The 24,748-nt window shown below is 54.3% G+C and carries 21 protein-coding genes; 7 read left to right on the top strand and 14 right to left on the bottom strand.

Annotation, left to right across the window (positions count from 1 at the left end):
- Nucleotides 1-270: 270 nt before the first annotated feature.
- The 14 genes from AC2LB6_RS20715 to msrP form a co-directional block, all read right to left on the bottom strand.
- The gene (locus AC2LB6_RS20715; RefSeq protein ID WP_090966293.1) at nucleotides 271-1,032 is read right to left on the bottom strand and encodes an amino acid ABC transporter ATP-binding protein; all 762 of its coding nucleotides are present in this window, start codon (nucleotides 1,030-1,032) and stop codon (nucleotides 271-273) included.
- 8 nt (nucleotides 1,033-1,040) lie between these two features.
- Nucleotides 1,041-2,141 carry an amino acid ABC transporter permease gene (locus AC2LB6_RS20710; protein ID WP_490094939.1) on the bottom strand — a complete coding sequence of 367 codons (1,101 nt, stop codon included), beginning with the start codon at nucleotides 2,139-2,141 and terminating at the stop codon, nucleotides 1,041-1,043.
- A 15-nt stretch (nucleotides 2,142-2,156) separates the two neighbouring features.
- Nucleotides 2,157-3,335, bottom strand: a complete 1,179-nt coding sequence (locus AC2LB6_RS20705; RefSeq protein WP_490094938.1) for an amino acid ABC transporter permease — start codon at nucleotides 3,333-3,335, stop codon at nucleotides 2,157-2,159.
- Between the two features lie 67 nt (nucleotides 3,336-3,402).
- Entirely contained in the window at nucleotides 3,403-4,428 is a 1,026-nt protein-coding gene (locus tag AC2LB6_RS20700; protein WP_419140007.1) for an amino acid ABC transporter substrate-binding protein, read from the bottom strand.
- Nucleotides 4,429-4,972: 544 nt separating this feature from the next.
- The gene (gene fis / locus AC2LB6_RS20695; protein WP_003855228.1) at nucleotides 4,973-5,269 is read right to left on the bottom strand and encodes a DNA-binding transcriptional regulator Fis; all 297 of its coding nucleotides are present in this window, start codon (nucleotides 5,267-5,269) and stop codon (nucleotides 4,973-4,975) included.
- Between the two features lie 23 nt (nucleotides 5,270-5,292).
- Nucleotides 5,293-6,258, bottom strand: coding sequence for a tRNA dihydrouridine synthase DusB (gene dusB, locus AC2LB6_RS20690; RefSeq protein ID WP_031592707.1), 966 nt, complete (start codon nucleotides 6,256-6,258; stop codon nucleotides 5,293-5,295).
- A 366-nt stretch (nucleotides 6,259-6,624) separates the two neighbouring features.
- Nucleotides 6,625-7,506 carry a 50S ribosomal protein L11 methyltransferase gene (gene prmA, locus AC2LB6_RS20685; RefSeq protein ID WP_490094937.1) on the bottom strand — a complete coding sequence of 294 codons (882 nt, stop codon included), beginning with the start codon at nucleotides 7,504-7,506 and terminating at the stop codon, nucleotides 6,625-6,627.
- A 20-nt stretch (nucleotides 7,507-7,526) separates the two neighbouring features.
- On the bottom strand, nucleotides 7,527-8,972 hold the full coding sequence (panF, locus tag AC2LB6_RS20680; RefSeq protein WP_490094936.1) for a sodium/pantothenate symporter: 1,446 nt from the start codon (nucleotides 8,970-8,972) through the stop codon (nucleotides 7,527-7,529).
- Nucleotides 8,962-9,204: a YhdT family protein gene (locus AC2LB6_RS20675; RefSeq protein ID WP_490094935.1), complete on the bottom strand. Its 243-nt coding sequence runs from the start codon at nucleotides 9,202-9,204 to the stop codon at nucleotides 8,962-8,964. Before AC2LB6_RS20675 ends, panF begins: the two co-directional genes overlap by 11 nt.
- A gap of 71 nt (nucleotides 9,205-9,275) precedes the next feature.
- Nucleotides 9,276-10,625 carry an acetyl-CoA carboxylase biotin carboxylase subunit gene (gene accC, locus AC2LB6_RS20670; RefSeq protein ID WP_136196658.1) on the bottom strand — a complete coding sequence of 450 codons (1,350 nt, stop codon included), beginning with the start codon at nucleotides 10,623-10,625 and terminating at the stop codon, nucleotides 9,276-9,278.
- Between the two features lie 11 nt (nucleotides 10,626-10,636).
- On the bottom strand, nucleotides 10,637-11,098 hold the full coding sequence (accB, locus tag AC2LB6_RS20665) for an acetyl-CoA carboxylase biotin carboxyl carrier protein (protein WP_090966277.1): 462 nt from the start codon (nucleotides 11,096-11,098) through the stop codon (nucleotides 10,637-10,639).
- 25 nt (nucleotides 11,099-11,123) lie between these two features.
- Nucleotides 11,124-11,576, bottom strand: a complete 453-nt coding sequence (aroQ, locus tag AC2LB6_RS20660; protein WP_490094940.1) for a type II 3-dehydroquinate dehydratase — start codon at nucleotides 11,574-11,576, stop codon at nucleotides 11,124-11,126.
- A gap of 232 nt (nucleotides 11,577-11,808) precedes the next feature.
- Nucleotides 11,809-12,414, bottom strand: coding sequence for a protein-methionine-sulfoxide reductase heme-binding subunit MsrQ (gene msrQ, locus AC2LB6_RS20655; protein ID WP_283546960.1), 606 nt, complete (start codon nucleotides 12,412-12,414; stop codon nucleotides 11,809-11,811).
- A complete protein-coding gene (gene msrP, locus AC2LB6_RS20650) occupies nucleotides 12,415-13,419 on the bottom strand; it encodes a protein-methionine-sulfoxide reductase catalytic subunit MsrP (protein WP_136196656.1) in 1,005 nt (334 codons plus the stop codon).
- Between the two features lie 284 nt (nucleotides 13,420-13,703).
- On the opposite strand from msrP, the gene csrD reads away from it, so the two are divergent.
- The 7 genes from csrD (at nucleotide 13,704) to yhdP (ending at nucleotide 24,702) form a co-directional block, all read left to right on the top strand.
- Nucleotides 13,704-15,653 (top strand): RNase E specificity factor CsrD, encoded by a 1,950-nt coding sequence (csrD, locus tag AC2LB6_RS20645; protein ID WP_490094934.1) that lies wholly within the window; start codon nucleotides 13,704-13,706, stop codon nucleotides 15,651-15,653.
- 310 nt (nucleotides 15,654-15,963) lie between these two features.
- A complete protein-coding gene (mreB, locus tag AC2LB6_RS20640; protein WP_004385136.1) occupies nucleotides 15,964-17,007 on the top strand; it encodes a rod shape-determining protein MreB in 1,044 nt (347 codons plus the stop codon).
- 148 nt (nucleotides 17,008-17,155) lie between these two features.
- Nucleotides 17,156-18,178 (top strand): rod shape-determining protein MreC, encoded by a 1,023-nt coding sequence (gene mreC, locus AC2LB6_RS20635; RefSeq protein ID WP_090966270.1) that lies wholly within the window; start codon nucleotides 17,156-17,158, stop codon nucleotides 18,176-18,178.
- On the top strand, nucleotides 18,175-18,663 hold the full coding sequence (gene mreD, locus AC2LB6_RS20630) for a rod shape-determining protein MreD (RefSeq protein WP_090966267.1): 489 nt from the start codon (nucleotides 18,175-18,177) through the stop codon (nucleotides 18,661-18,663). The genes mreC and mreD overlap by 4 nt, the downstream gene beginning before the upstream one ends.
- 8 nt (nucleotides 18,664-18,671) lie before the next feature.
- Entirely contained in the window at nucleotides 18,672-19,265 is a 594-nt protein-coding gene (locus tag AC2LB6_RS20625) for a Maf family protein (RefSeq protein ID WP_490094933.1), read from the top strand.
- The gene (gene rng, locus AC2LB6_RS20620; protein WP_003855268.1) at nucleotides 19,255-20,724 is read left to right on the top strand and encodes a ribonuclease G; all 1,470 of its coding nucleotides are present in this window, start codon (nucleotides 19,255-19,257) and stop codon (nucleotides 20,722-20,724) included. The genes AC2LB6_RS20625 and rng overlap by 11 nt, the downstream gene beginning before the upstream one ends.
- A gap of 147 nt (nucleotides 20,725-20,871) precedes the next feature.
- Entirely contained in the window at nucleotides 20,872-24,702 is a 3,831-nt protein-coding gene (gene yhdP / locus AC2LB6_RS20615) for an AsmA2 domain-containing protein YhdP (protein WP_490094932.1), read from the top strand.
- The last annotated feature ends 46 nt before the right edge of the window (nucleotides 24,703-24,748 follow it).

Here is a 24,748-nt window from a genome sequence, read left to right as displayed (position 1 = left end):
CAGAAGTGAAACGCCGTAGCGCCGATGGTAGTGTGGGGTCTCCCCATGCGAGAGTAGGGAACTGCCAGGCATCAAATAAGAGAGAGCCCTTCGCGTATGCGAAGGGCTTTTTTCGTTACGGCAATCCGATAATCGGCCATAAGATCCCCTCATATCAGCCCGGTTTCCTGTGCATTTATTCGTACGTCAGTCAGTTAGCTGATTGGACCTGCTTTTAAAGCCATAAAAAACCCGGCTCCAGGCCGGGTAGTAAGATAACTGAGCCGGTAATCAGTGAATAACCTGCGATAAAAACGCCCGGGTACGCTCCGATTTAGGATTCGCAAAGAACTCCTGCGGTGGCGCAACTTCGACGATCTCACCCCGATCCATAAAGATCACCCTGTCAGCCACCGTTCGGGCAAAGCCCATCTCGTGGGTCACGCATAGCATGGTCATCCCATCCTCTGCCAGACCAATCATCGTATCCAGTACCTCTTTAACCATCTCAGGATCCAACGCTGACGTTGGCTCATCAAACAACATAATTTTGGGCTTCATACAGAGTGAGCGGGCGATGGCTACACGTTGCTGCTGTCCGCCAGAGAGCTGACCCGGAAACTTATGCGCATGCTCGGCAATTCGCACGCGTTCAAGATAGTGCATAGCCAGCTCATCTGCTTCTTTCTTAGGGATCTTTCTCACCCAGGAAGGTGCCAGCGTACAGTTCTGCAATACGGTCAGATGCGGGAAGAGATTGAAGTGCTGGAATACCATGCCGACTTCAGTGCGAACGCGTTCAATGTTACGAACGTCATCGTTGAGGTGGATACCATCAACGACAATGCGGCCCTGCTGATGCTCTTCCAGATGGTTGATACAGCGGATCGTCGTCGATTTGCCGGAGCCGGAAGGTCCGCACAACACGATGCGTTCACGGGGTTTAACCTGCAGGTTGATGTCTTTCAGTACATGAAACTGGCCGTACCATTTATTCACGTTCTCAAGGGAGATCATCAACGCGTCGGAAGAGTGTGTCATAGAGTCAGTCATGTAAAACCTCAGTGCGATGTACGCCCGGTGTGAAAGCGCTTTTCCAGATACTGGCTGTAGCGCGACATGCTAAAACAGAAGATCCAATAGACCAGTGCAGCGAAGACATAACCTTCAGTCGACATACCCAGCCAGGTCGGATCGACCGTTGCCTGCTGGACGCTGCTGAACAGATCGAAAAGACCAATGATGATGACCAGGCTGGTATCTTTGAATAGTGCAATGATGGTGTTAACCAGGCCGGGGATGGTGAGCTTCAGCGCCTGCGGCAGGATTACCAGCATCTGCGTCTTCCAGTAGCCCAGCGCCAGAGACTCAGCCGCTTCATACTGACCTTTCGGCAGTGCCTGCAGGCCACCGCGAACCACCTCAGCCACATAGGCTGACTGGAACAGGATCACGCCCACCAGTGCGCGCACCAGTTTGTCGATGTTAGTGCCTTCAGACATAAACAGCGGCAGCATCACTGATGACATGAACAGCACGGTAATCAGCGGCACACCACGCCAGAATTCGATAAAGATAATCGACAGGGTACGGACCACCGGCATACGTGAGCGACGGCCAAGCGCCAGCAAAATACCCAACGGCAGCGCACCGGCAATACCGACCGACGCAATTATCAGCGTCAGCGTTAATCCGCCCCACTGACGTGTTTCGACACGCTCCAGCCCCAGATACCCGCCATAGAGCAGAAACCAGACAATCACCGGATAGATGACGGCCCATGCCGCAATGTAGCGTCCACGATACGGCAGGCTCTTGAGAAACATCGGCACAATCGACAGCAGGCCAATCACCAACGCCAGGTTAATACGCCAGCGCAGCTCATGCGGATAAAGCCCATACATGAACTGGCCGAAACGCGCATGGATAAAGACCCAACAGGCACCCTCTTTGGTGCAATCGGTACGCGTGGTGCCAATCCAGTTTGCCTGAAAGACCAGCCAGTTCAGCGCGGGCGGAATGACGTGCCAGATTACCCAGATGCAAAACAGCGTCAGTAACGTGTTAAACCAGCTGGAAAACAGATTTTTACGGGCCCAAAGCCAGGCGCGACTGACAGGAGTCGTCGGGACGGGGGGCGTTTCATGCGTAGTCACAGACATAGTTATCCCGTTCTCTTAACGCTCAACCAGCGCAATTTTGCGGTTGTAGAAGTTCATAAGCATCGATATCAGCAGGCTGATAATCAGGTAAACGCCCATCGTAATAGCAATCGTCTCGATCGCCTGACCGGTCTGATTCAGTACCGAGCCGGCAAACAGCGACACCATATCGGGATAACCGATAGCGGCGGCCAGTGAGGAGTTCTTCACGATGTTCAGATATTGGCTGGTCAGCGGCGGAATAATAACGCGCATGGCCTGAGGAATAATGACCTGACGCAGCGTAACCGGATTAGGCAAACCCAGCGATCGAGCGGCTTCGTGCTGACCATGCGGCACCGACTGAATCCCGGAACGGATTACTTCAGCGATAAACGACGAGGTATAGATCGACAGTGCCAGCGTCAGTGCCGCCAGCTCCGGTATCATCACCGAGCCGCCACGGAAATTGAATCCATGTAGTTGCGGTACATCCCAGTGCATAGCTGCGCCAAACCCAAGATGCGCCAGCAAAGAAAAGAGAATCAGCATCCCAATGGCAGCAGGCCAGGTGCGACGTAACTCGCCGGTTTTCAGCTGGTGCTGGCGGTTAAAGCGGTACAGTCCATAGCTCATAGCCACGGCCAGAAGCAGCGCGATAACAAACGGCCAGCTGCCAGGTGCATAGGTCGGCCACGGTACATAGAGCCCGCGGTTGCTGACATAAGCGAGATCGAATGCATTCAGCGCCTGACGAGGTCCCGGCAGATTGCGTAATACCGCGAAGTACCAGAAGAAGATCTGAAGCAGTGGCGGGATATTACGGAAGGTTTCGATATAGATGTTCGAGAGCTTCCGCAGCAGCCAGTTGTCAGAAAGGCGGGCAAGACCGACCGCGAATCCGAGAATCGACGCGAAAACAATACAGAGTGCAGAGACCAGCAGCGTGTTAGTTAATCCGACCAGAAATACGCGCGCGTAGGTATCTCCCTCTGTGTACTCAATAAGATGCTGAACGATGCCGAAACCGGCAGTGCGTTCCAGAAATCCAAACCCCGATGTAATACCGCGATTGGCAAGATTGATAATGGTGTTATGCACCAGATAACCCACCACACCAAGCACAGCGACGACGGCTATGAGCTGATAAATCCAGGCGCGAACCGTGGGATTACCAAATGAAAAATCCCTTTTCACGGTTGGGCGTTGTGACATGTTGAAACCTCAATACGAAAGCTGGAGTAGGGCACCGCAGAATACGGTGCCCGATTGGTGAGGTCTGTTAACGTACTGGTGGTGCGTACTGAATCCCGCCCTGGTTCCACAACGCATTCTGACCACGTGCGATCTTCAGTGCGCTGTCTTTACCGACGTTACGGTCAAAGCTTTCCTGATAGTTACCCACCTGCTTGACGATGTTGTAGGCCCACTTGTTATCCAGCTTCAGATCTTTACCAAAATCACCTTCGGCGCCCAGGAAGTGTGCCATGTCTGGATTGGTTGGCTTGGCTGTCATCTGGTCAACGTTCTTCGAGTTGATACCCATCTCTTCCGCATTCAGCATGGCGTAGAGCGACCATTTGACGATGGTGAACCAGTCGTCATCACCACGACGTACCAGCGGCCCCAGCGGCTCTTTGGAGATCACTTCTGGCAGGACGATAAACTCGTCAGGTTTGCCGAGCTTAATGCGCAATGCGTAGAGCTGAGACTGATCAGATGCCAGCGTATCGCAGCGGCCACTATCCAGGGCCTTAGCGGATTCATCAGAACGGTCGAAGGTCACCGGCGTATATTGCATTTTGTTGGCTTTGAAGAAGTCCGCCACGTTCAGCTCGGTATCAGTACCAGCCTGGATACAGACGGTGGCACCATCCAGTTCTTTCGCACTTTTCAGACCGGCTTTCTGGTGAGTCAGGAAGCCGATACCGTCGTAATAGTTCACGCCCGCAAACAGGAAGCCCATGCCGCCATCGCGCGATGAGGTCCAGGTGGTATTACGTGAAAGCACATCCACTTCGCCTGACTGCAGTGCGGTAAAACGCTCTTTCGCGGTCAGCGGGGTATATTTCACTTTGGTCGCATCGCCAAACACAGCCGCAGCTGTCGCACGACACACATCCACATCGATACCGGTAAACTTGCCGGCAGCATCTGCATAGGAGAAGCCCGGCAGGCCATCACTGATACCACATTGAACAAAACCTTTTTTCTTTATCGCATCCAGTGTGGTGCCTGCGTGTGCTTGCTGAGCAATGCCAACCAGCGAGGCGGCGGCGATCAGCGTAGAGAGCATCATCTTTTTCATAAAGCATCCTGTGTGGCGGGATCATGTTGTTATGTTTGCGCACTTTAATGTGCGTTTTTTCCTGTCTGTGGCGGTCAGCCATCCACGACTTTGCAAAGCTGATGCCAGGTTTGCAGAATCCTGAATTCGTATGAAAGAACGGTTAATAATCGGAAGCACCTAGAAAGTTCCGCTAATATGGCGCACCAAAAGGAAGCAAAGCGAGTCGACCCGATCACATTTAGTGCAAATAGTTTCACTATATAGGAGCAGTGTGAGCATCCGCTCAGGCAGGAATGTATGAAGAGATTGCGTTACTATTTAATGCGCAGAAAGTCACATACCCAGCAGTGATGGGATGTGCAGCGAGGCGAGAGAGAGAATAAGTACTAAGTCAAATCTGAGCGGACTAAAGCGAGAGGGCGAAATATCACTTCAGCGATTGCAACTATAGTTACCATATAGAAGGGAACTGTTTCACTATTTTTGCCGTTACTTTGTGCGACGTTGCACAAATAAAAACGCCAGCCCGAAGGCTGGCGTAATTAACAGACAGAACTAAAAATCAGTTCATGCCGTATTTTTTCAATTTCTTACGCAGCGTACCGCGGTTGATACCCATCATCAGGGCAGCACGGGTCTGATTGCCACGGGTATACTGCATCACCATGTCCAACAGAGGCTGCTCGACTTCAGCCAAAACCAGCTCATACAGGTCGCTCACATCCTGACCATTCAGTTGAGCAAAATAGTTCTTCAGTGCCTGTTTAACCGAATCACGCAAAGGTTTTTGAGTTACCTGATCCTGTGAGTTAACGGTAGAAACGGTCAGTACGTCAGAATTTACGCGTTGTTCGAACATAGTTCTTTCAGCTCTTTATTTCGTTACGCAAGATTTTCGAAGTATGCCTCCAACGCCTCCAGCTGTTCGCTGGCATCCTCAATGGCGTTGAATGTGCGCCGAAACTGGTCATTCGGGGCGTGCTCCTGCAGGTACCAGGAGACGTGCTTTCGCGCTATACGGTATCCCTTGCCTGAACCGTAAAAGTCGTGCAGCTCACGTATATGCGAAACAAGCAAGCGCTTGACCTCTGCCATCGGCAGCGGCGCAAGCAACTCCCCAGTGTCCAGATAATGCTGGATTTCCCGGAAGATCCACGGTCTTCCCTGAGCAGCGCGTCCTATCATCAGAGCATCGGCCCCTGTATAGTCGAGCACCGCTCTGGCTTTATGCGGGTCAGTTATGTCTCCATTCGCGATAATCGGAATGGAGACACTCTGCTTAACTGTCCGAATGCTGTCATATTCAGCTTCTCCGTTGAACAGGCAGGCACGAGTGCGACCATGTATCGTCAGAGCCTGTATACCGCAGCGTTCAGCCAATTGGGCAATCGCGACACAGTTCCTGTTTTCAGGATCCCAGCCAGTACGAATTTTCAGCGTAACCGGCACATTCACTGCATTAACCACTGCGGAGAGAATGGACTCCACCACGGTGGGATATTGCAGCAAGGCGGAACCCGCCATCTTGCGGTTAACCTTCTTGGCAGGGCATCCCATATTAATGTCGATGACCTGTGCACCAGCCTCAACATTAATGCGTGCAGCTTGCGCCATTTCACTAGGATCGCAACCGGCAATTTGCACGGCGCGAATGCCTGGCTCATCACTGTGAACCATGCGTAATCGGGATTTGTCGCTAGCCCAGACTTCCGGGTTAGAAGACAACATCTCAGAAACTGCCATGCCTGCACCCATTTCGTGACACAGCGTCCTGAACGGCCTGTCGGTAATACCGGCCATCGGTGCTGCAATCAGTCGATTTCTCAGCTGGAGGTTTCCAATACGCATGAAGTCAGAATAGCCATACTGTGTCTGCAAGGCGGCGTATATTACGCATTTTTGCTGGAAGATGAAAGGCCAAACTTTGAACAATCAGCAAGAAAGATCAATGAAATCCGGGTGATGATTGTGGGTCTTTATTATTACCCTTATATATCAATGAATTAATAATTTATGCTGAAATTGTGAACAAAAGTTTTTCCAGAAAAGTACGTCGATTAGCCACATAAAAAACGTCACATGCCGTGATTAACGATACAAGCATCCATTTCATATCGTGAAAGCCCGCAGCTTACGCTACGGGCTGGCTTAATGTTCTGTGAAGGCACTTTGTACCGGCGAGAGCGATATCAGAAGGGCAGGCAGGCGCTAAATTCAGGATTTAATCCCGGTAATCCGGCACCACTCCTCTTTAACCGCCACCGGGTCGAGTGTGAACTCGCTGGCATACGCTTCGCAGACGCTCTCCGCCTGGCTCTCTAACACACCGGAAAGGCCCAGGTGACCACCAGACTTTGGCAGTACGCTGATCAGAGGAGCCAGTTCACGAAGCGGACCGGCCAGAATATTAGCAACCACCACATCAGCCTGCAGATTGTCCGGTTGCTGGTGGGGCAGGTAGAGCGACAGGCGATCGGAGACACCATTGCGCTCAGCATTATCCCGGCTGGCCTGAATGGCCTGCGGATCGATATCAATGCCGATCGCCTGCGATGCGCCGAGTTTAAGCGCGGCGATCGCCAGAATCCCCGAGCCACAGCCGAAATCGATCACCGTTTTGCCTTCCAGATCCAGCCCGTCGAGCCAGGTGAGGCAGAGTGAGGTGGTGGGATGGGTGCCGGTTCCAAACGCCAGGCCCGGATCAAGCATCACGTTGACGGCATCGGGCTCCGGCACATCACGCCAGCTCGGACAGATCCAGAGACGCTCACCGAAGCGCATCGGGTGGAAGTTTTCCATCCATTCGCGCTCCCAGTCTTTATCTTCGATCTGTTCGATCCGGTGACGAAAACCAACGCCCAGCAGCGGATGCTGCTCCAGTTCGGCGGTAATGACGGCCATGTCAGTTTCTGCATCGAACAGGCCGATGACATCGGTATCGCCCCACAGGCGAGTTTCACCTGGCAGCGGCTCATACACCGGCGTGTCGTTGGTATCCTGAAAGGTCACTGAAACCGCACCGATGTCCGTTAGCGCATCGCTCAGCGTCTCCGCATGTGCACCTGAGCTGTTAATTTTGATTTGAATCCACGGCATAACGTCTCTCTTTCTTTCCGTCAGTGTTGCGGCGCGTCGACCGCTTGCGGCGCGCGTCCAAACAGGTTGCCTACTAAAAATGCCAGCAGGCTCAAAAGCAGTGAGGGCACGATGGGGTGAAAACCCAGAATCTGCAGGTTAAGGCTCGCCATAAAAGCGTAGCAGCCTCCACCCACCACCATGCCGGTGATGGCCCCTGCGGCATTGGCGCGTTCCCAGTAGAGGCCCAGTACCAGCGGCCAGAGGAAAACCGCCTCAAGGCCGCCAAATGCCAGCAGGTTGAGCCAGATAATCATATCGGGCGGATTCCATGCCGCAATCAGCAGCAGGATACCCAGTGCGAAGGTAATGGTCCCAGATAACAGCCGCAGTCGCGTCTCATTTTCCAGCTGTTGCGGGGCGACTCGCAGATAGAGATCTTTGATTAGCGTAGCCGAAGCCTGTAACAGCTGGGCATTGATGGTCGACATAATCGCGGCCATCGGGGCCGCCAGGAACAGTCCGGCAGCTAACGGTGGCAGAACAGTAATCATCAGGGTCGGAATAACGCTATCCGGCACGGTCAGATTCGGTAGTATCGCCCGGCCCAGCGCTCCGGCCAGATGCATGCCCAGCATCAGAAACACCACCACGATGGTGCCCAGAATGATGGCCCGATGAACGGCTTTGCTGTCTTTATAGGAGATGCAGCGCACCGCAGTATGTGGCAAGCCTATTACCCCAAAGCAGACCAGTACGACAAACGAACTGAGGAAGGTCGGCGTAATAATCTCGCCCGGCCCCTGAGGCGACAGCAAGGCAGGGTCAATGTCATGCAGTTTCTGCACAGCTGTGCTCAGGCCGCCAGCCTGATGAATCACCGCGAACAGCAGCAGAAAGGTGCCAATCAGCATCACGATGCCCTGCATCGCGTCATTGAGCACGCTGGCACGGAATCCACCGAAAGCGGTGTAGAGCGCGATAGTGCCGCCAAAAATCAGCAGACCGGTGTCATAGGGGATACCTGCGGCAGTTTCGAGCAGCCGCGCACCGCCAATAAACTGTACCGTCATGGCACCGATAAAGGCAATCAGCAGGCTCAGACTCGCCAGCCAAATCAGCAGCGGGCTCTGATAACGGGCATAGAGCATGTCATTCAGCGTCACCGCATTATGCTTACGCGCCAGAATGGCAAACTTTTTCCCCAGCACACCCAGCGAGAGCCAGACGGCGGGCACCTGCACCATCGCCAGCAACACCCATCCCAGCCCATATTTGTAGGCGGCACCGGGGCCACCGATAAACGAGCTGGCGCTGATATAGGTGGTAGTGAGCGTCATCGCCAGCACAAACCCGCCCATGGAGCGGCTGCCAAGGAAATATTCAGTCAGGAAGCTGCCTTCACGCCTTTTACGGACGGCAAATACCGACAGTGCGGCAATCACCACCAGATAAATCAGCAACGGCAGGATAATTTCACTGTTCACTTTTATCCTCCAGCGGCATATCGCGGAAAATGACACGCACCATCATCCAGCACAGGAAAATGAACAACAGGGGAGCAAACAGGCAGGAGAGTTCAAACCAGTGCGGCAAGCCGGTAATACCAATTTCACTGCCACCCAGCCAGGCGGAAAGCCCCCAGGCAGCAAGCCAGAGCAGGGTGAGATAGAGCGACCAGCGCGCTTCTTTATGAGCCTGTATAAAACGAGCGTCCATGATTCAACCTTAACGCCAGCGGCAAAAGAAAAAGGCCGGATTAACCGGCCTCTGACTACTCAGCGTTGCGATTACTTCTCGTGCAAGCCGAGTTTTTTCTCCAGATAGTGGATATTGGTTCCACCATGCTGGAAGTTTTCATCGGACATGATTTTCATCTGCAGTTCAACGTTGGTTTTGATACCGTCGATGATCAGTTCCGCCAGCGCATTTTTCATGCGGGCGATAGCCACGTCGCGCGATTCGCCATAGGTGATCAGTTTACCGATCATGGAATCATAATAAGGCGGCACGGTGTAGCCTGAGTAAATGTGCGACTCCCAGCGCACGCCAAAACCGCCAGGCGCGTGGAAGCGGGTGATTTTACCCGGGCTTGGCAGGAAGGTCACCGGATCTTCGGCGTTGATACGGCACTCGACCGCGTGTCCGCGGATGATCACATCTTCCTGTTTGATCGACAGAGGCTGGCCCGCAGCAATGCGCAGCTGCTCTTTGATCAGGTCGACACCGGTGATCATCTCGGTCACTGGGTGTTCTACCTGAATACGGGTGTTCATCTCAATGAAGTAGAACTCACCGTTTTCATACAGGAACTCAAAGGTGCCTGCGCCGCGATAGCCAATTTCAATACAGGCCTGGGAACAGCGATTGCCGATAAAGCGACGCTGCTCTTCGGTGATGCCTGGGCCTGGCGCTTCTTCGACAACTTTCTGGTGACGACGCTGCATGGAGCAGTCACGTTCGCCCAGATAGATAGCGTTGCCCTGACCGTCAGCCAGTACCTGAATCTCGATGTGGCGCGGATTCTCCAGATACTTCTCCATGTACACCATGTCGTTGTTGAAAGCCGCTTTGGCTTCCGCTTTCGTCATGTTGATGGATTCTTCCAAATCTTTGTCGCCGCGCACCACGCGCATACCACGACCGCCGCCGCCGCCAGACGCTTTGATGATGACCGGATAACCAATGCGCTTAGCAAAGGCACGGTTTTTTTCCATATCATCAGTCAGCGAACCGTCAGAACCCGGTACGGTCGGAACGCCTGCTTTCTTCATCGCATTGATTGCTGAAACCTTGTCGCCCATCAGGCGAATGGTATCTGCTTTCGGGCCGATGAAGATAAAACCAGAGCGTTCAACCTGCTCAGCAAAATCGGCATTCTCAGAGAGGAAGCCGTAGCCAGGGTGAATCGCCACCGCGCCGGTGATCTCTGCAGCAGAGATCAGCGCCGGGATATTAAGGTAACTTTTAACTGACTGCGCCGGGCCGATGCAGACGGTTTCGTCTGCCAGCAGCACGTGCTTCAGGTCACGATCCGCGCTTGAGTGTACCGCGACAGTCTTGATGCCCAGTTCTTTACAGGCACGCAGAATGCGCAGTGCGATCTCACCACGGTTAGCAATAACAATTTTATCCAGCATGATCTGCCCCGTTACTCGATGATAACCAGTGGCTCGTCAAATTCGACCGGCTGACCGCTTTCAACCAGGATAGCTTTCACCACGCCTGATTTGTCCGCTTCGATCTGGTTCATCATTTTCATGGCTTCGACGATGCACAGTGTATCGCCAGCATTCACTTTCTGGCCGACTTCCACAAAGGCTTTCGCATCCGGGCTCGGCGTACGGTAGAAGGTACCTACCATCGGTGAACGCACGATGTGACCGCTGATCTCAGCCGGTGCCGCTTCGGCAACCGCTGCTACAGGGGCAACCGCTGTCGCCAGAGCGGGCTGTGGAGCTGGCGCAGCGTAAGCCTGCTGCATCATCGGGTAACCTGTATTTACAGGTGCACGGCTGATGCGAACGGACTCTTCACCTTCGGAGATTTCCAGCTCAGAAATGCCAGATTCTTCAACCAGTTCGATCAGTTTTTTAATTTTACGAATATCCATGAGTGGGGTTCCGTACTCAGTTTGATTAATTAGATTGAGACAGGCGTTTTACTGCCGTTTGTAAAGCCCATGTGTAGCCGTCAGCGCCAAGCCCACAGATCACGCCAGCAGAAACATCAGAAAGATAGGAGTGATGGCGGAAGGGCTCGCGGGCATGCACATTAGAGAGATGAACCTCGATAAACGGTATTTCTACCGCCAGCAGGGCATCACGTAGTGCGACACTGGTATGGGTAAACGCGGCAGGATTAATGATGATGTAATCCACATTGCCTTTGGCCTCATGAATGCGATCAATCAGCTGAAATTCAGCATTGGTCTGCAGGTGGCTCAACTCCACATTCAACTGGTCTGCCTGACGCGTCAAATCGTCCACGATCTGACGCAGCGTGGTATGACCATACTTCTCAGGTTCACGTATTCCCAACAGGTTAAGGTTGGGCCCGTTTAAAAGCAGAATATGTAATTTATGCGCCATCTTGCTGCCATCTCCCGCAATCATTGAGGCATCGCGTAAAATACCTTGCGAATCTTGATTTGTCACCTTTCAGGATGAAAAAGAAGACCCGACGAGCAATAAAGCCGGGCATTATATCCGTTTCGTGTCATTTCGCAGCAAAATACTGGTCTTATCTGCGAAGATGATCGGATGTGGCCTGCGGGCCACATCTTTTATCAGAAAACAGCAGAAGAAAACAACGGGCGAAGCGCTAGCGGGGCCACCATTTAAGAAATTTTTTGTAACGCCAGGCTAACAGTATCGCAGCAAGTAGTGCATAGATAAGTGGCTGGGGTGACAGGATTTTCACTGACCAGATATAGTGAATCGGCACCAGGATCGCGACAAGATAGACCGCGTTGTGCAGGGTTTGCCAGCGCTTACCGAGCTTACGCTGAGCGCGCTGGAAAGAGGTTACCGCCAGGGCCAGTAATATCAGCCAGCTGATAATCCCCAGCGTCAGATAGGGACGGGAGATCAGCTCGCTGCCCAGCAGACGCAGGTTATCAGCACCCAGCTCCAGCAGGTAATAGCTCAGAAGATGAATGGAAGCCCAGACAAACGTCCAGACACCGAGCAGACGACGGGTGCGGATGAGAAGCGGCTGCCTGCCGTAACGTGCCAGCGGTGAGACCAGCAGAGTACCCAGCAGCAGTTTCAGCGCCATACGGCCGGTAAAGTGCTGAATATCTTTTGCCGGATCCGCACTCAGGCCACCCTGCATCGCGGCAAGAATCAGATAAACCAGCGGCAACAGGGCCGCCAGATGCAGAATCACCTTGAGCCAGGTGATCTGTTTTATCGACAGGCGGACCACTTAGTAATTCTCCCGTAAATCCATGCCACGGTAGAGCGACGCCACCTGTTCTGCATAGCCGTTAAATAGCAGCGTTGGCTGACGTTCAACCTTAAGAGTGCCGCCAGGGCCAATAAACCGCTCTGTCGCCTGCGACCAGCGTGGGTGATTGACGTGCGGATTCACATTGGCATAAAAGCCATACTCGTCGGCAGCAATCTGGTTCCAGGTGGTTGGCGGCTGTTTATCGGTCAGCGTGATTTTGACGATCGACTTAATGCCTTTGAAGCCATATTTCCACGGCACGGTCAGACGAATCGGCGCACCATTCTGCGGCGGCAGCGCTTTACCATAGACGCCGGTAGTCAGTATCGTCAGCGGATGCATCGCTTCATCCATACGCAGACCTTCTACATAGGGATAGTTGAGTCCGCCGCCAATAAAGCGATCCTTCTGCCCCGGCATCTGCTCCGGATCGTACAGCGTCTGGAAGGCGACAAAGCGCGCTTTGCTGGTGGGTTCCGCCAGCGAGAGAAGCTTATTCAGCTCAAAGCCTATCCAGGGTACCACCATTGACCAGGCTTCCACGCAGCGCATGCGATAGATCCGCTGCTCCATGGCAAACCGTTTAAAGATGTCATCCATATCCAGCGTCACGGGCTTAGCCACTTCACCATCAATGGTCAGTTTCCAGGGTTCGGTTTTTAACGTACCCGCATTGGCAGCCGGATCGGCCTTATCCAGTCCGAACTCATAGAAGTTGTTATAGCCGGAGACTTTATCCTCAGGCGTTAAGGTCAGATCGGCCTGATATTGCGCCGGTTTGGTAAAGTCCAGCGCCCGGCCTGCTGGCGCGGGTGGGCGGTCGTTGCCTTTGAACCAGCTGAGAATATCGGCATTGGCCACGCCCGGCATACCCATCGCCGCAGCGCTCAGTCCCAGCGTTTTCAGCACCTGGCGGCGCTTCATATTAAAGATGCTTTCCGGCGTTACGTCGGCTTCGGTCAGGTAGGGTATGCGTTTCATTGGGCTTCTCCAGACAGGATGTCATCATCCAGCATGATGACTATCGCTGATATCAGCCAGTTTCGCCGTGAAAATGTGAAATTTCCTGGCTGCTCGGTGCGATGAGAATGCACCGAAAAGTGCCGGGATCAGCGTCAGCGATGATATCTCAGGGATATACTTCGGCTTCATAAGTCCGGGCGCTGTCGGCAGCGGCAAATTATGCTATTTTGCTCGTGTTTTCGTCAGGCTGACGGTACAAGGTTGGGTGATCCGGTTATCACCGCAGTAATACAGGCACAGGGATGCGATTAACCACAAAATTATCTGCGTTTATTACCTTTTTAAGCTTGCTGGCAATGTCATTGATGCTGGCTGGCTGCGCATTCAGTGTTTTCTGGTTCAGTCATCAGCGGGTTGAACATCGGGCGCAGGTACTGGCGACTGAGGTCGATCAGGCGATGTTTACCGAGACGCCGGCAGAGCTGCATAACTGGCTCACGCGTATAATGCCGGTCATGAATGCTGAGCAGATTTCCCTTCACAACGGCAGACAGACTTTCCTTACCCTCTCCCGACACGAAAATCAGATGCTGGAAGACGAGCCCAATCGTTATCTCCAGGTCGATGTGCCTTTGATGCATCAGACCGGTTTGCAACTGCGGGTCGTTACCCTGGATCCTGCCAAAACCTGGCTGCGGTCCATCACCGGAACCTACACGCTGGGCATCCTTTTTACCGTCATGCTGGTAATGAATCTGGTGTTGCTGATGATGCATCGCTGGCTCAGTCGTCAGTGGCGTGGCATGGAACACCTTGAAGTTCGGGCAGAGGCGATTATCAACGGTGAGCGTGGAGTCGTGCCGAAACGGGGTGTGGATGAGTGGCCACCCAGGGCGAGCCGCGCGATGGATGTGTTGCTGGAGGATTTGCAGGCAGCGGGCGAACAGCGTCTGCGAATCGACACCCTGATCCGCACCTTTGCCGCGCAGGATGGCCGCACTGGCCTCAATAACCGGCTCTTCTTTGATAACCAGCTCGCCACCTTGCTGGAGGATCAGGAGGATGTCGGCACTCACGGTGTGGTGATGATGGTGCGCCTGCCCGATCTGGACACGCTGAAGGATTCGCTGGAGCCGGGGCTGGTGGAGGAATATCTGTTTAATTTCGTCAACATGCTCTCCACCTTTGTGCTGCGCTATCCCGGCGCCTTGCTGGCACGCTACTTCCGCAGCGATTTTGCCGTGTTGCTGCCGCATCGCAGCCTCAAAGAGGCAAACAGCATTGCCGATCAGCTGATTAATGCCGTCGATTCTCTGCCGCCGATGCGCATGGTGAATCGCGATGATCTAATCCATATTGGTATCAGCGCCTGGCACAGCGGACAGACCGTGCCGCAGGTGATGGACAATGCCGAAATGGCCACCCGACGTGCAGCACTGCTGGGTGGCAACAACTGGACCAATGGTGCCGGAAATCCTCAGGACGCCGGGCGGGGAAGTGTGCGCTGGCGAACCCTGCTGGAGAACACGCTCAGCCGGGGCGGTCCCCGGCTCTACCATAAACCCACCGTCAATATTGAGGGTAAGGTACAGCACCGGGTGATGCTGACCCGCATCTTCGATGGCGACAAAGAGGTGCTGGCGGCAGAGTACATGCCGCTGGTTCAGCAACTCGGTATGGCGGATGCCTGGGACCGCCAACTGATGACACGGATTGCCGCACTTTCTGAGCTCTGGCCGGAAGAGACGCTGGTCATCCCGGTGACAATGACCTCGCTTCTGAAGCGTTCATTTGTACTCTGGCTGCAAAACATGCTTCTGCAGTGCCCTAAATCACAAAGAAAACGATTTTTATTTGAACTTGCCGAGGCAGATGTTTGTCAACACATCAACCGTTTAGCGCCAGTATTCCGCGCTCTTAAAGCGTTTGGCTGTCGGGTTGCGGTAAATCAGGCTGGTCTGACTGTGGTCAGCAGTGCCTATATACGACAGTTACCGCTGGAACTAATCAAACTTGATGCCGGTCTGGTGCGCAACATTGAGCGTCGGACCGAAAATCAGCTGTTCGTGCAGAGTCTGCTGGAAGTCTGTAAGTGCACAGGCATTCAGGTGTTTGCTACCGGAGTCCGCACAAAAGCGGAGTGGCAGACATTAGTCGCGCTGGGTGTCGCAGGTGGGCAGGGCGATTTTTTTGCCCCTTCGCTTCCGGTTAACAGTAACGTGAAGAAGTATTCACAACGTTACCGTATTTAATGAATTGCCGTCGGACTGACGGAAATTTGCGGTTTTTTTTAATGTTTAGCCGCATCTGAACCACTAAGTCTGCTGCCGGAAATGTTAGATTTTATGTCGGGCAGGGCGAAGGGAAATCGCATGAAATGCAGTGCTGATGGCGTCTGGTCGCCATTCTGCCGTTGCGGATTGCCGGTTCAGATGACTTAAACGCAATCAGGCGTCTTTTTTCACCGAAGCAGAACGTTTTTGCGCCTTGTGGCAGCTTCGTGTGGTTGGTAAAGTAAGCGGATTTTATTTTCCGCCCCCAGCTTGCAGGATTATCCCTTAGATGTTTAAAAAATTTCGTGGCATGTTTTCCAACGACTTGTCCATTGACCTGGGTACCGCGAATACCCTGATTTACGTAAAAGGACAGGGCATCGTGCTGAACGAGCCTTCCGTGGTTGCTATTCGTCAGGACCGTGCCGGTTCGCCGAAAAGTGTCGCGGCCGTGGGTCATGAAGCCAAACAGATGCTCGGCCGTACGCCAGGCAACATTGCAGCTATCCGTCCGATGAAAGATGGCGTTATCGCTGACTTCTTCGTGACCGAAAAGATGCTGCAACACTTCATTAAGCAGGTTCACAGCAACAGCTTTATGCGTCCCAGCCCACGAGTGCTGGTCTGCGTACCCGTCGGGGCTACGCAGGTAGAACGCCGTGCGATTCGTGAATCCGCTCAGGGCGCAGGCGCGCGTGAAGTCTTCCTGATTGAAGAGCCGATGGCTGCTGCCATTGGTGCAGGCCTGCCTGTTTCTGAAGCGACCGGTTCCATGGTCGTCGATATCGGTGGCGGTACGACAGAAGTGGCCGTGATCTCCCTTAACGGTGTGGTCTACTCTTCATCTGTACGTATTGGTGGCGATCGCTTTGATGAAGCTATTATTAATTATGTGCGTCGTAACTACGGTTCACTGATTGGTGAAGCGACTGCAGAACGTATCAAGCATGAGATCGGTTCAGCCTATCCGGGTGACGAAGTCCGTGAAATTGAAGTCCGTGGCCGTAACCTGGCGGAAGGTGTACCGCGTGGCTTCACGCTGAACTCCAACGAAATTCTGGAAGCGCTGCAGGAGCCGTTAACCGGCATCGTTAGCGCGGTGATGGTTGCCCTTGAGCAGTGTCCGCCAGAGCTGGCTTCTGATATCTCAGAGCGCGGCATGGTGCTGACCGGTGGGGGTGCGTTACTGCGCAACCTGGATCGCCTGCTGATGGAAGAGACAGGTATTCCTGTTGTGGTTGCTGAAGATCCACTGACCTGTGTGGCTCGCGGTGGCGGTAAGGCGCTGGAAATGATCGACATGCATGGCGGCGATTTGTTCAGCGAAGAATAATTGCCTCAACCGGCTGAGAGCGCAATGATCATGCGAGGCAGTGGCATGTGAACCGGCGATATCTGTGCCGGTACAGTGCGTTCAGCCCAGGGAAGCACGGTGTTTTGCCGTCGCTTCCTCTCCTGTTGTCGAGGATCACGCAGATTATATGAAGCCGATTTTTAGCAGGGGGCCTTCCCTGCAGTTGCGTCTTTTTCTGGCGGTAATTGTGGCGATAGCCATCATCATTGCCGACAGCCGTGTGGGTTCTTTTACCCAAATACGCAACTATCTGGATACGTCGGTCAGCCCGTTTTACTTCCTGGCCAATGGGCCACGTCAGCTGCTGGATGGCGTGTCTGAGTCGCTGGCGTCGCGTCAGCAACTGGAGCTGGAAAACAAAGCGTTACGTCGTGAACTCTTCCTGAAAAACAGTAACCTGCTAATGCTGGGGCAATATAAGCAGGAAAACGCACGTCTGCGTGAACTGCTGGGTTCACCGCTGCGTCAGGATGAGCAAAAGATGGTGACACAGGTGATCTCCACCGGCACCGATCCTTACACCGACCAGGTTGTGATCGACAAAGGCAGCGTTAACGGTGTCTATGAAGGTCAGCCGGTCATCAGTGATAAAGGTGTGGTGGGTCAGGTCATCGCCGTCGGACAACTCACCAGCCGCGTTCTGCTGATCTGTGATGCGTCACATGCCCTGCCGATTCAGGTGCTGCGTAATGACATTCGTGTGATTGCCGCAGGTAACGGCTGTACTGAAGATCTCCAGCTTGAGCATCTGCCGGGTAATACGGATATTCGTGTCGGCGATGTGCTGGTGACCTCTGGTATTGGTGGTCGTTTCCCTGAAGGCTATCCGGTGGGCGTGGTCTCCTCTGTGAAAGTGGATACCCAGCGCGCGTACACGGTGATTCAGGCGCATCCGACCGCCGGTCTGCAGCGTCTGCGTTACCTGCTGCTGCTTTGGGGTGCCGATCGCAATGGTGATATGCCACTGCCGCAGGATGAAGTCCACCGCGTCGCGAACGAGCGTCTGATGCAGATGATGCCGCAGGTCTTACCGCCTGCCGGTGAAATGGGCCCGCCAGCGCCTGCCGCTCAGATGGGACCGCCTGCACCGTCAGCCAGTAGCAGTAGCGGACAGAGCAGCACCTCGCGTTCACGCGGGGGCCAGCCTTGAGTCGATATCGTAGCCAGGGACGTTGGGTCATCTGGCTCTCTTTCCTGGTTGCGTTAGTCCTGCAGATCATGCCCTGGCCGGAAGAAATTTATATGTTCCGGCCCTCGTGGCTTCTGCTGATCCTTATCTATTGGGTGCTCGCACTACCGCATCGGGTAAATGTCGGTACCGGATTCGTGCTGGGTGCCATCATGGATCTGATCGCCGGTTCCACACTTGGCGTACGTGCACTGGCGCTCAGTATTATTGCCTACCTGATTGCCTTTAAGTTCCAGTTATTCCGCAACTTAGCGTTGTGGCAGCAAGCGTTAATGGTTATGGTGCTGTCACTGGCGATGGATGTGATTGTCTTCTGGGCAGAATTCCTGGTAATCAACGTTTCATTCCGACCTGAAATTTTCTGGAGCAGTGTCGTCGACGGTATTCTCTGGCCCTGGCTATTCTTATTAATGAGAAAAATTCGTCGTCAGTTCGCTGTTCAATAAGGAAATTTATGGTAACCCTCTATCTTGCTTCCGGTTCACCGCGTCGCCGTGAGCTGTTAACTCAACTTGGCCTGACCTTTGAGCGCATCGTGACTGACGTTGAAGAGCAACGTCAGCCGAATGAAGCGGCGGAGAGCTATGTCCGCCGTCTGGCGAATGACAAAGCGCAGGCGGGTGTCAAACTGGCCTTGCATGATCTGCCGGTGCTGGGCGCAGATACTATTGTGGTGCTGAATGGCGAAGTGCTGGAAAAACCACGCGATGCCGCCCACGCCCACGCGATGCTGCGCAAACTCTCCGGTCATACACATCAGGTAATGACAGCGGTGGCGCTGGCCGACAACCAGCAGGCGCTGGATTGCGTCGTGACCACTGATGTGACATTCCGCACCTTAACTGAGACCGACATCGACGACTATATCGCTACCGGCGAACCGATGGATAAAGCGGGTGCATATGGTATTCAGGGCAGGGGAGGAAACTTTGTCCGCAAAATTAATGGAAGCTACCATGCAGTGGTCGGATTACCTCTGGTTGAGACAGCGGAGCTGATCAGCCACTTCCAGTCACTGCGTGCTGTAAGAGGTCAACATGACGGCTGAATTACTGGTTAACGTCACGCCTTCTGAAACCCGTGTTGCCTATATCGACGGCGGCATCCTTCAGGAAATACATATTGAGCGTGAAGCGCGGCGCGGCATTGTTGGCAATATTTACAAAGGGCGGGTTAGCCGTGTTCTGCCCGGCATGCAGGCCGCCTTCGTCGATATTGGTCTGGAAAAAGCGGCCTTTCTGCACGCTTCTGACATCATGCCGCATACTGAATGTGTGGCGGGTGACGAAAAGAAAAACTTCATCGTGCGCGATATCGCCGAGCTGGTGCGTCAGGGACAGGATCTGGTCGTTCAGGTTGTCAAGGATCCGCTGGGCACCAAAGGCGCCCGACTGACCACGGACATTACCCTGCCTTCACGTTACCTGGTCTTTATGCCTGGCGCATCGCACGTCGGTGTCTCACAGCGTATCGAGAGTGAGAAAGAGCGCGATCGGCTTAAAGCGGTGGTGGCTGACTACTGCGACGACCTCGGTGGCTTTATTATCCGCACCGCCGCAGAAGGGATCGGAGAAGAGGAGCTGGCGCAGGACGCTGCTTTTCTCAAACGTCTCTGGACCAAAGTCAGCGAACGTAAAAAGCGTAACCAGACCCGCTGCCTGCTCTACGGCGAGCTGGCGCTGGCCCAGCGTATTCTGCGTGATTTTGCGGGTGCCGCACTGGATCGTATCCGGGTCGACTCGCGTCTGACCTGCGATATGCTGGTGGAATTTACCGGTGAATACATCCCGGAAATGGCCGGTAAGCTGGAGCTTTACAACGGCAAACAGCCTATTTTCGACCTGTTTGACGTCGAAAATGAGATTCAGCGCTCGCTGGATCGCAAAGTTGAACTAAAGTCAGGCGGATATCTGATCATCGATCAGACCGAAGCGATGACCACCATTGATATCAACACCGGTGCGTTTGTCGGTCATCGCAATCTGGATGAGACGATCTTTAATACCAATGTTGAGGCCACTCAGGCGATTGCACGTCAGCTGCGACTGCGTAATCTGGGGGGCATCATCATCATCGACTTCATCGATATGAGCAATGAAGATCATCGGCGTCGCGTGCTGCATTCGCTGGAAAGCGCGCTCAGTAAAGATCGGGTCAAAACCGGTATTAATGGTTTCTCGGCGCTGGGTCTGGTGGAGATGACGCGTAAGCGTACCCGTGAAAGCATTGAGCACGTACTGTGTCAGGATTGCCCGGTCTGCAAAGGGCGCGGCACGCTAAAAACGGTTGAAACGGTCTGCTATGAAATCATGCGCGAGATTGTCCGGGTTCACCACGCCTATGATTCTGACCGTTTTCTGGTCTATGTTTCACCGACGGTCGGTGAGGCGTTAAAAACCGATGAGTCTCATGCCCTGGCTGAAGTAGAAATCTTTGTCGGCAAGCAGGTTAAAGTTCATGTCGAAGCGCTCTACACTCAGGAGCAGTTCGACGTGGTGATGATGTAACGCCAGCCCGTCACCGGTTTCTTCGGATATCGGGCTGAAAAATCGCCCTTGTTTGGGATAAAATGCGCGTTTTAACGCTTTTATCTGAAGACGGTCGGGTATAAGAACCAACTATCCGTCGTTTACGGAACACAAGGAGAGGCGTGAGTGAGGCAGTTGCCGAGGGTTTTGTTACTGCTGGTCGCGGCAATCATCGTGATTGTCGCGCTGCTGGTCAGCGGATTGCGTCTGGTGATGCCGCATCTCGACAGCTATCGCAGCAACCTTCTGCAATTCATCTCCGATCGCAGCGGAGTGCCGGTCAACGCCAGCCAGTTAGAGGGCAAATGGGAGAATTTTGGCCCAACCCTGCAGGTTCGCGATCTCAGCGTCGATCTGCATGAGAGCGGCAAACTCACGATCAATCGCATCAATCTGGCGCTCGACGTCTGGCAATCCCTGCTTCACTGGCGCTGGCAGTTCCGCGACCTGACATTCTGGCAGCTGCATCTCGACACTAATCGTCCTTTACTCGACAACGACAAAGAGAAAAACAGCTTCCGTCCGGCGCAGATTAACGAACTCTTCCTGCGGCAGTTTGACCACTTCGACCTGCGTGACAGCACCATCCGTTTCCGCACCCCATCCGGCCAGCATGCTGAGCTGGCGATACCGCGACTCACCTGGGTCAATGAAGATAACCGGCACAGGGCCGAAGGCGAAGTCAGTCTGTCGAGCTTTACCGGCCAGCACGGCGTAGTACAGGTACGACTCGATCTCAACGACAGCAACGGTTTACTCAATGATGGCCGCATCTGGATGCAGGCCGACGACGTCGACATGCGTCCGTGGCTGGGCCGTTGGGTGCGCGACAATACCCGTCTGGACAGCGCCCGCTTCAGCCTGGCAGCCTGGGTCAACCTGCGTGATGGCGACATCTATGCCGGTGATCTGCTGCTGCGCAAGGGCGGAGCCAGTTGGCAGGGTGAGACCGGACGACATCGCATCGAGGTCGATGGACTGACCGCGCACCTCTCACGTTTCCAGAATGGCTGGGTGGTCAATGTGCCGCAGACCCGGCTCAGCACCGACGGCCAGTCCTGGCCCGCCGGTCACTTCTCTCTGTTATGGCGCCCTGAAGATAAGCAGATGCTGGGACCGGATGGTCAGCAGGAAGTGCGGGTTCGCGCCACACAGCTGGTGCTGAGTCATATTGCGCCGATCATTCCGCTGTTTGCGCCGCTCTCTCCGGCGCTGTTTGAAAACTGGCAGACGCTGCAGCCACAGGGCACCATCGATGGCCTGGCGCTGGATATTCCCTTACAGCAGCCTGAAAAAACCCGCGTACAGGTGAAGTGGCGTGATTTCAGCTGGCAGCACTGGAAACTGTTGCCCGGCATCAGCCATTTAAGCGGGGAAGCGCGCGGCAGCCTGAGCAATGGTCAGGTTAGTGTGGATATGGGCGCGGCGACCGTTCCCTATGGCGATATGTTCCAGGCTCCGTTAGAGATTAAGCGGGTGACTGGTGCGATGCGCTGGCTGAATGATGAACATGGCCTCACGCTGGCAGGCGAAAATCTTGACCTCGAAGCTCGCTCGCTCTGGGCGCGCGGCGACTTCAGCTACCAGCAGAATAGTGGCGGTGAACCCCGTCTGGATATTCTGGCCGGTATCCGGCTTACCGATGCGGGCGATGCCTGGCGCTACTTCCCTGTGCCGCTGATGGGTAACAGCCTGACGCACTATCTGAGTGGGGCAGTGAAGGGTGGCAAGGTGGACAACGCCACGCTGCTGTTTGCCGGTAACCCGGCGCTGTTCCCGTTCAAGCACAATGATGGCATGTTCCAGGTCTGGGTGCCGCTTCGCCAGGCGACTTATGAGTTTCAGCCCAAGTGGCCGGCGTTAAGCAATCTCGATATCGACCTCAACTTCCTGAACGACGGTCTGTGGATGAAAGCGCCAATCGCCCGACTGGGCGAGGTGGACGCGCGTAACGTCACGGCGGTGATCCCGGACTACCTGAAAGAAAAATTGATTATCGATGGCGATATCAGTGGTGAAGGCCAGCAGATCGCAGACTATTTCGACCAGTCGCCGCTGAAACCTTCACTGGGTGCAGCGCTGGAGCAGCTGGAAATCAAAGGCCGCGTCGGTGGTCACCTGAATCTGGATATTCCGCTGGATGGTCAGCAGGTACATGCCCGTGGCAATGTCGACCTGAACAATAATTCGCTGTTTATCAAACCGTTAAAAACCACGATCAACAACCTCTCAGGCCGCTTCCGTTACGACAACGGCAATCTGGCCAGTGAGGATCTGCGGGCGAACTGGTTCGGTCAGCCGATGGGCGTCCGTTTCAGCACCAAAGAGAATCCGGACAACTTTGGCGTTAACGTCAAACTTCAGGGCGACTGGCAACCCGCGAAAATCAGCGAGGTCCCGGCAGCCGTCAGCAAACAGCTGGGCGGGCATTTTCCCTGGCAGGGTGATGTTAATCTCACGCTGCCCCATCATGGCGGGGCGCGTTATGACGTAGTGCTGAACGGCAATGCCAAAGAAGTAAGTAGTCACTTACCTTCGCCGCTCGACAAGAAAGCCGGTGAGGCGATGCCAGTCGCCATTCAGGCCAGCGGCGACCTTAACCATTTCGATCTCAGTGGAAGCGTCGATGCAAACCATCGGTTTAACAGCCGCTGGTTGCTGGAGCCAACATTGCGTGTTGACCGCGGCATCTGGCTTAATGATGCCCGGAAAACACCTGCTCTGCCTGATCATCCCGGCATGGTGCTGAACCTGCCAGCGCTGGATGGCGAAGCCTGGATGGCGATGATGGCTGCCGGCGGTTCTGCGGGCGCGCGTGAGTCAGGCGGCGGCAGAGACTTCCAGACGGGTGGCGTCACGCTGCCGGGTAACATCACTCTTCGCAGCCCTGCGGTCACGCTGGCCGGGCAGCAATGGCATGAGGTTGAAGCAACACTGGCTCAGAGTTCAGGCGGCAATAGCCAGGTCAGCGTCAATGCGAAAGAGCTGCGTGGTGCGCTGGCAATGGCGCCCAAAGCGCCGTGGCAGGTGAACCTGGATTACCTCTACTACAATCCTCAGTGGGATAACGATGCAGGTAAAGGCGGCAAAGCGCCTCCTCAGCAAGCCACAAACATTAACTTCAGCAAGTGGCCCGCCCTGCAATTACGCTGTAAAGAATGCTGGGTACTGGGTCAGAAATATGGTCAGGTATCCGCGACGCTGCAACCTAAAGGCGATACGTTAGCGCTTACTAACGGGAAAGTGGATACCGGCAGTTCGCAGCTGAAAATCAACGGTGAGTGGGTCAACCGTCCGGAAGATCAGCGCACCTCGCTAAAGGGCACGCTCAAGGGTCCGAATATTAATAATGCGACCAACTGGTTTGGCGTCAACACGCCGCTGCGCGATGCGCCATTTGATATTGCTTATGACCTGCACTGGCGCTCTGCGCCCTGGCAGCCCTCCGCAGAGACGCTGAGCGGTACCCTGAAGACCCACTTTGGCAAAGGCCAGATTGCGGATGTGAATACCGGCACAGCGGGGAAAATCCTGCGGCTGGTGAGCTTTGATGCGCTACTGCGCAAGCTGCGCTTCGACTTCAGCGACACCTTTACCAATTCGTTCTATTTCGATTCGATTAACGGCACCGCCTGGATCGAAAACGGCATGATGCGCACTGACAACCTGCTGGTGGATGGGCTGGAAGCGGACATCGCGATGCAGGGTAATCTCGACCTGGTGAAGCGTCAGATTGACATGGAAGCAGTTGTTGCCCCTGAAATATCCGCCTCGGTCGGTGTGGCTACTGCTTTCGCCATCAATCCGGTGATTGGCGCGGCGGTATTTGCCGCCAGTAAAGTTCTGGGACCTCTGTGGAACAAGATATCGCTGCTGCGTTATCACATCAGTGGCCCGCTGGATAAACCGGAAATCAATGAAGTGCTGCGTAAACCGCGTGAAACAGACAACAAGTGAATTTGACGCCGTACCGGAATTACCGCAGGCTATGATTATCTGAGCA

This window comes from Pantoea sp. RCC30.1, assembly GCF_058148845.1.
The sequence above is the reverse complement of the archived record's forward strand: the minus strand, read 5'-3'. Positions and strand labels throughout refer to the sequence as shown.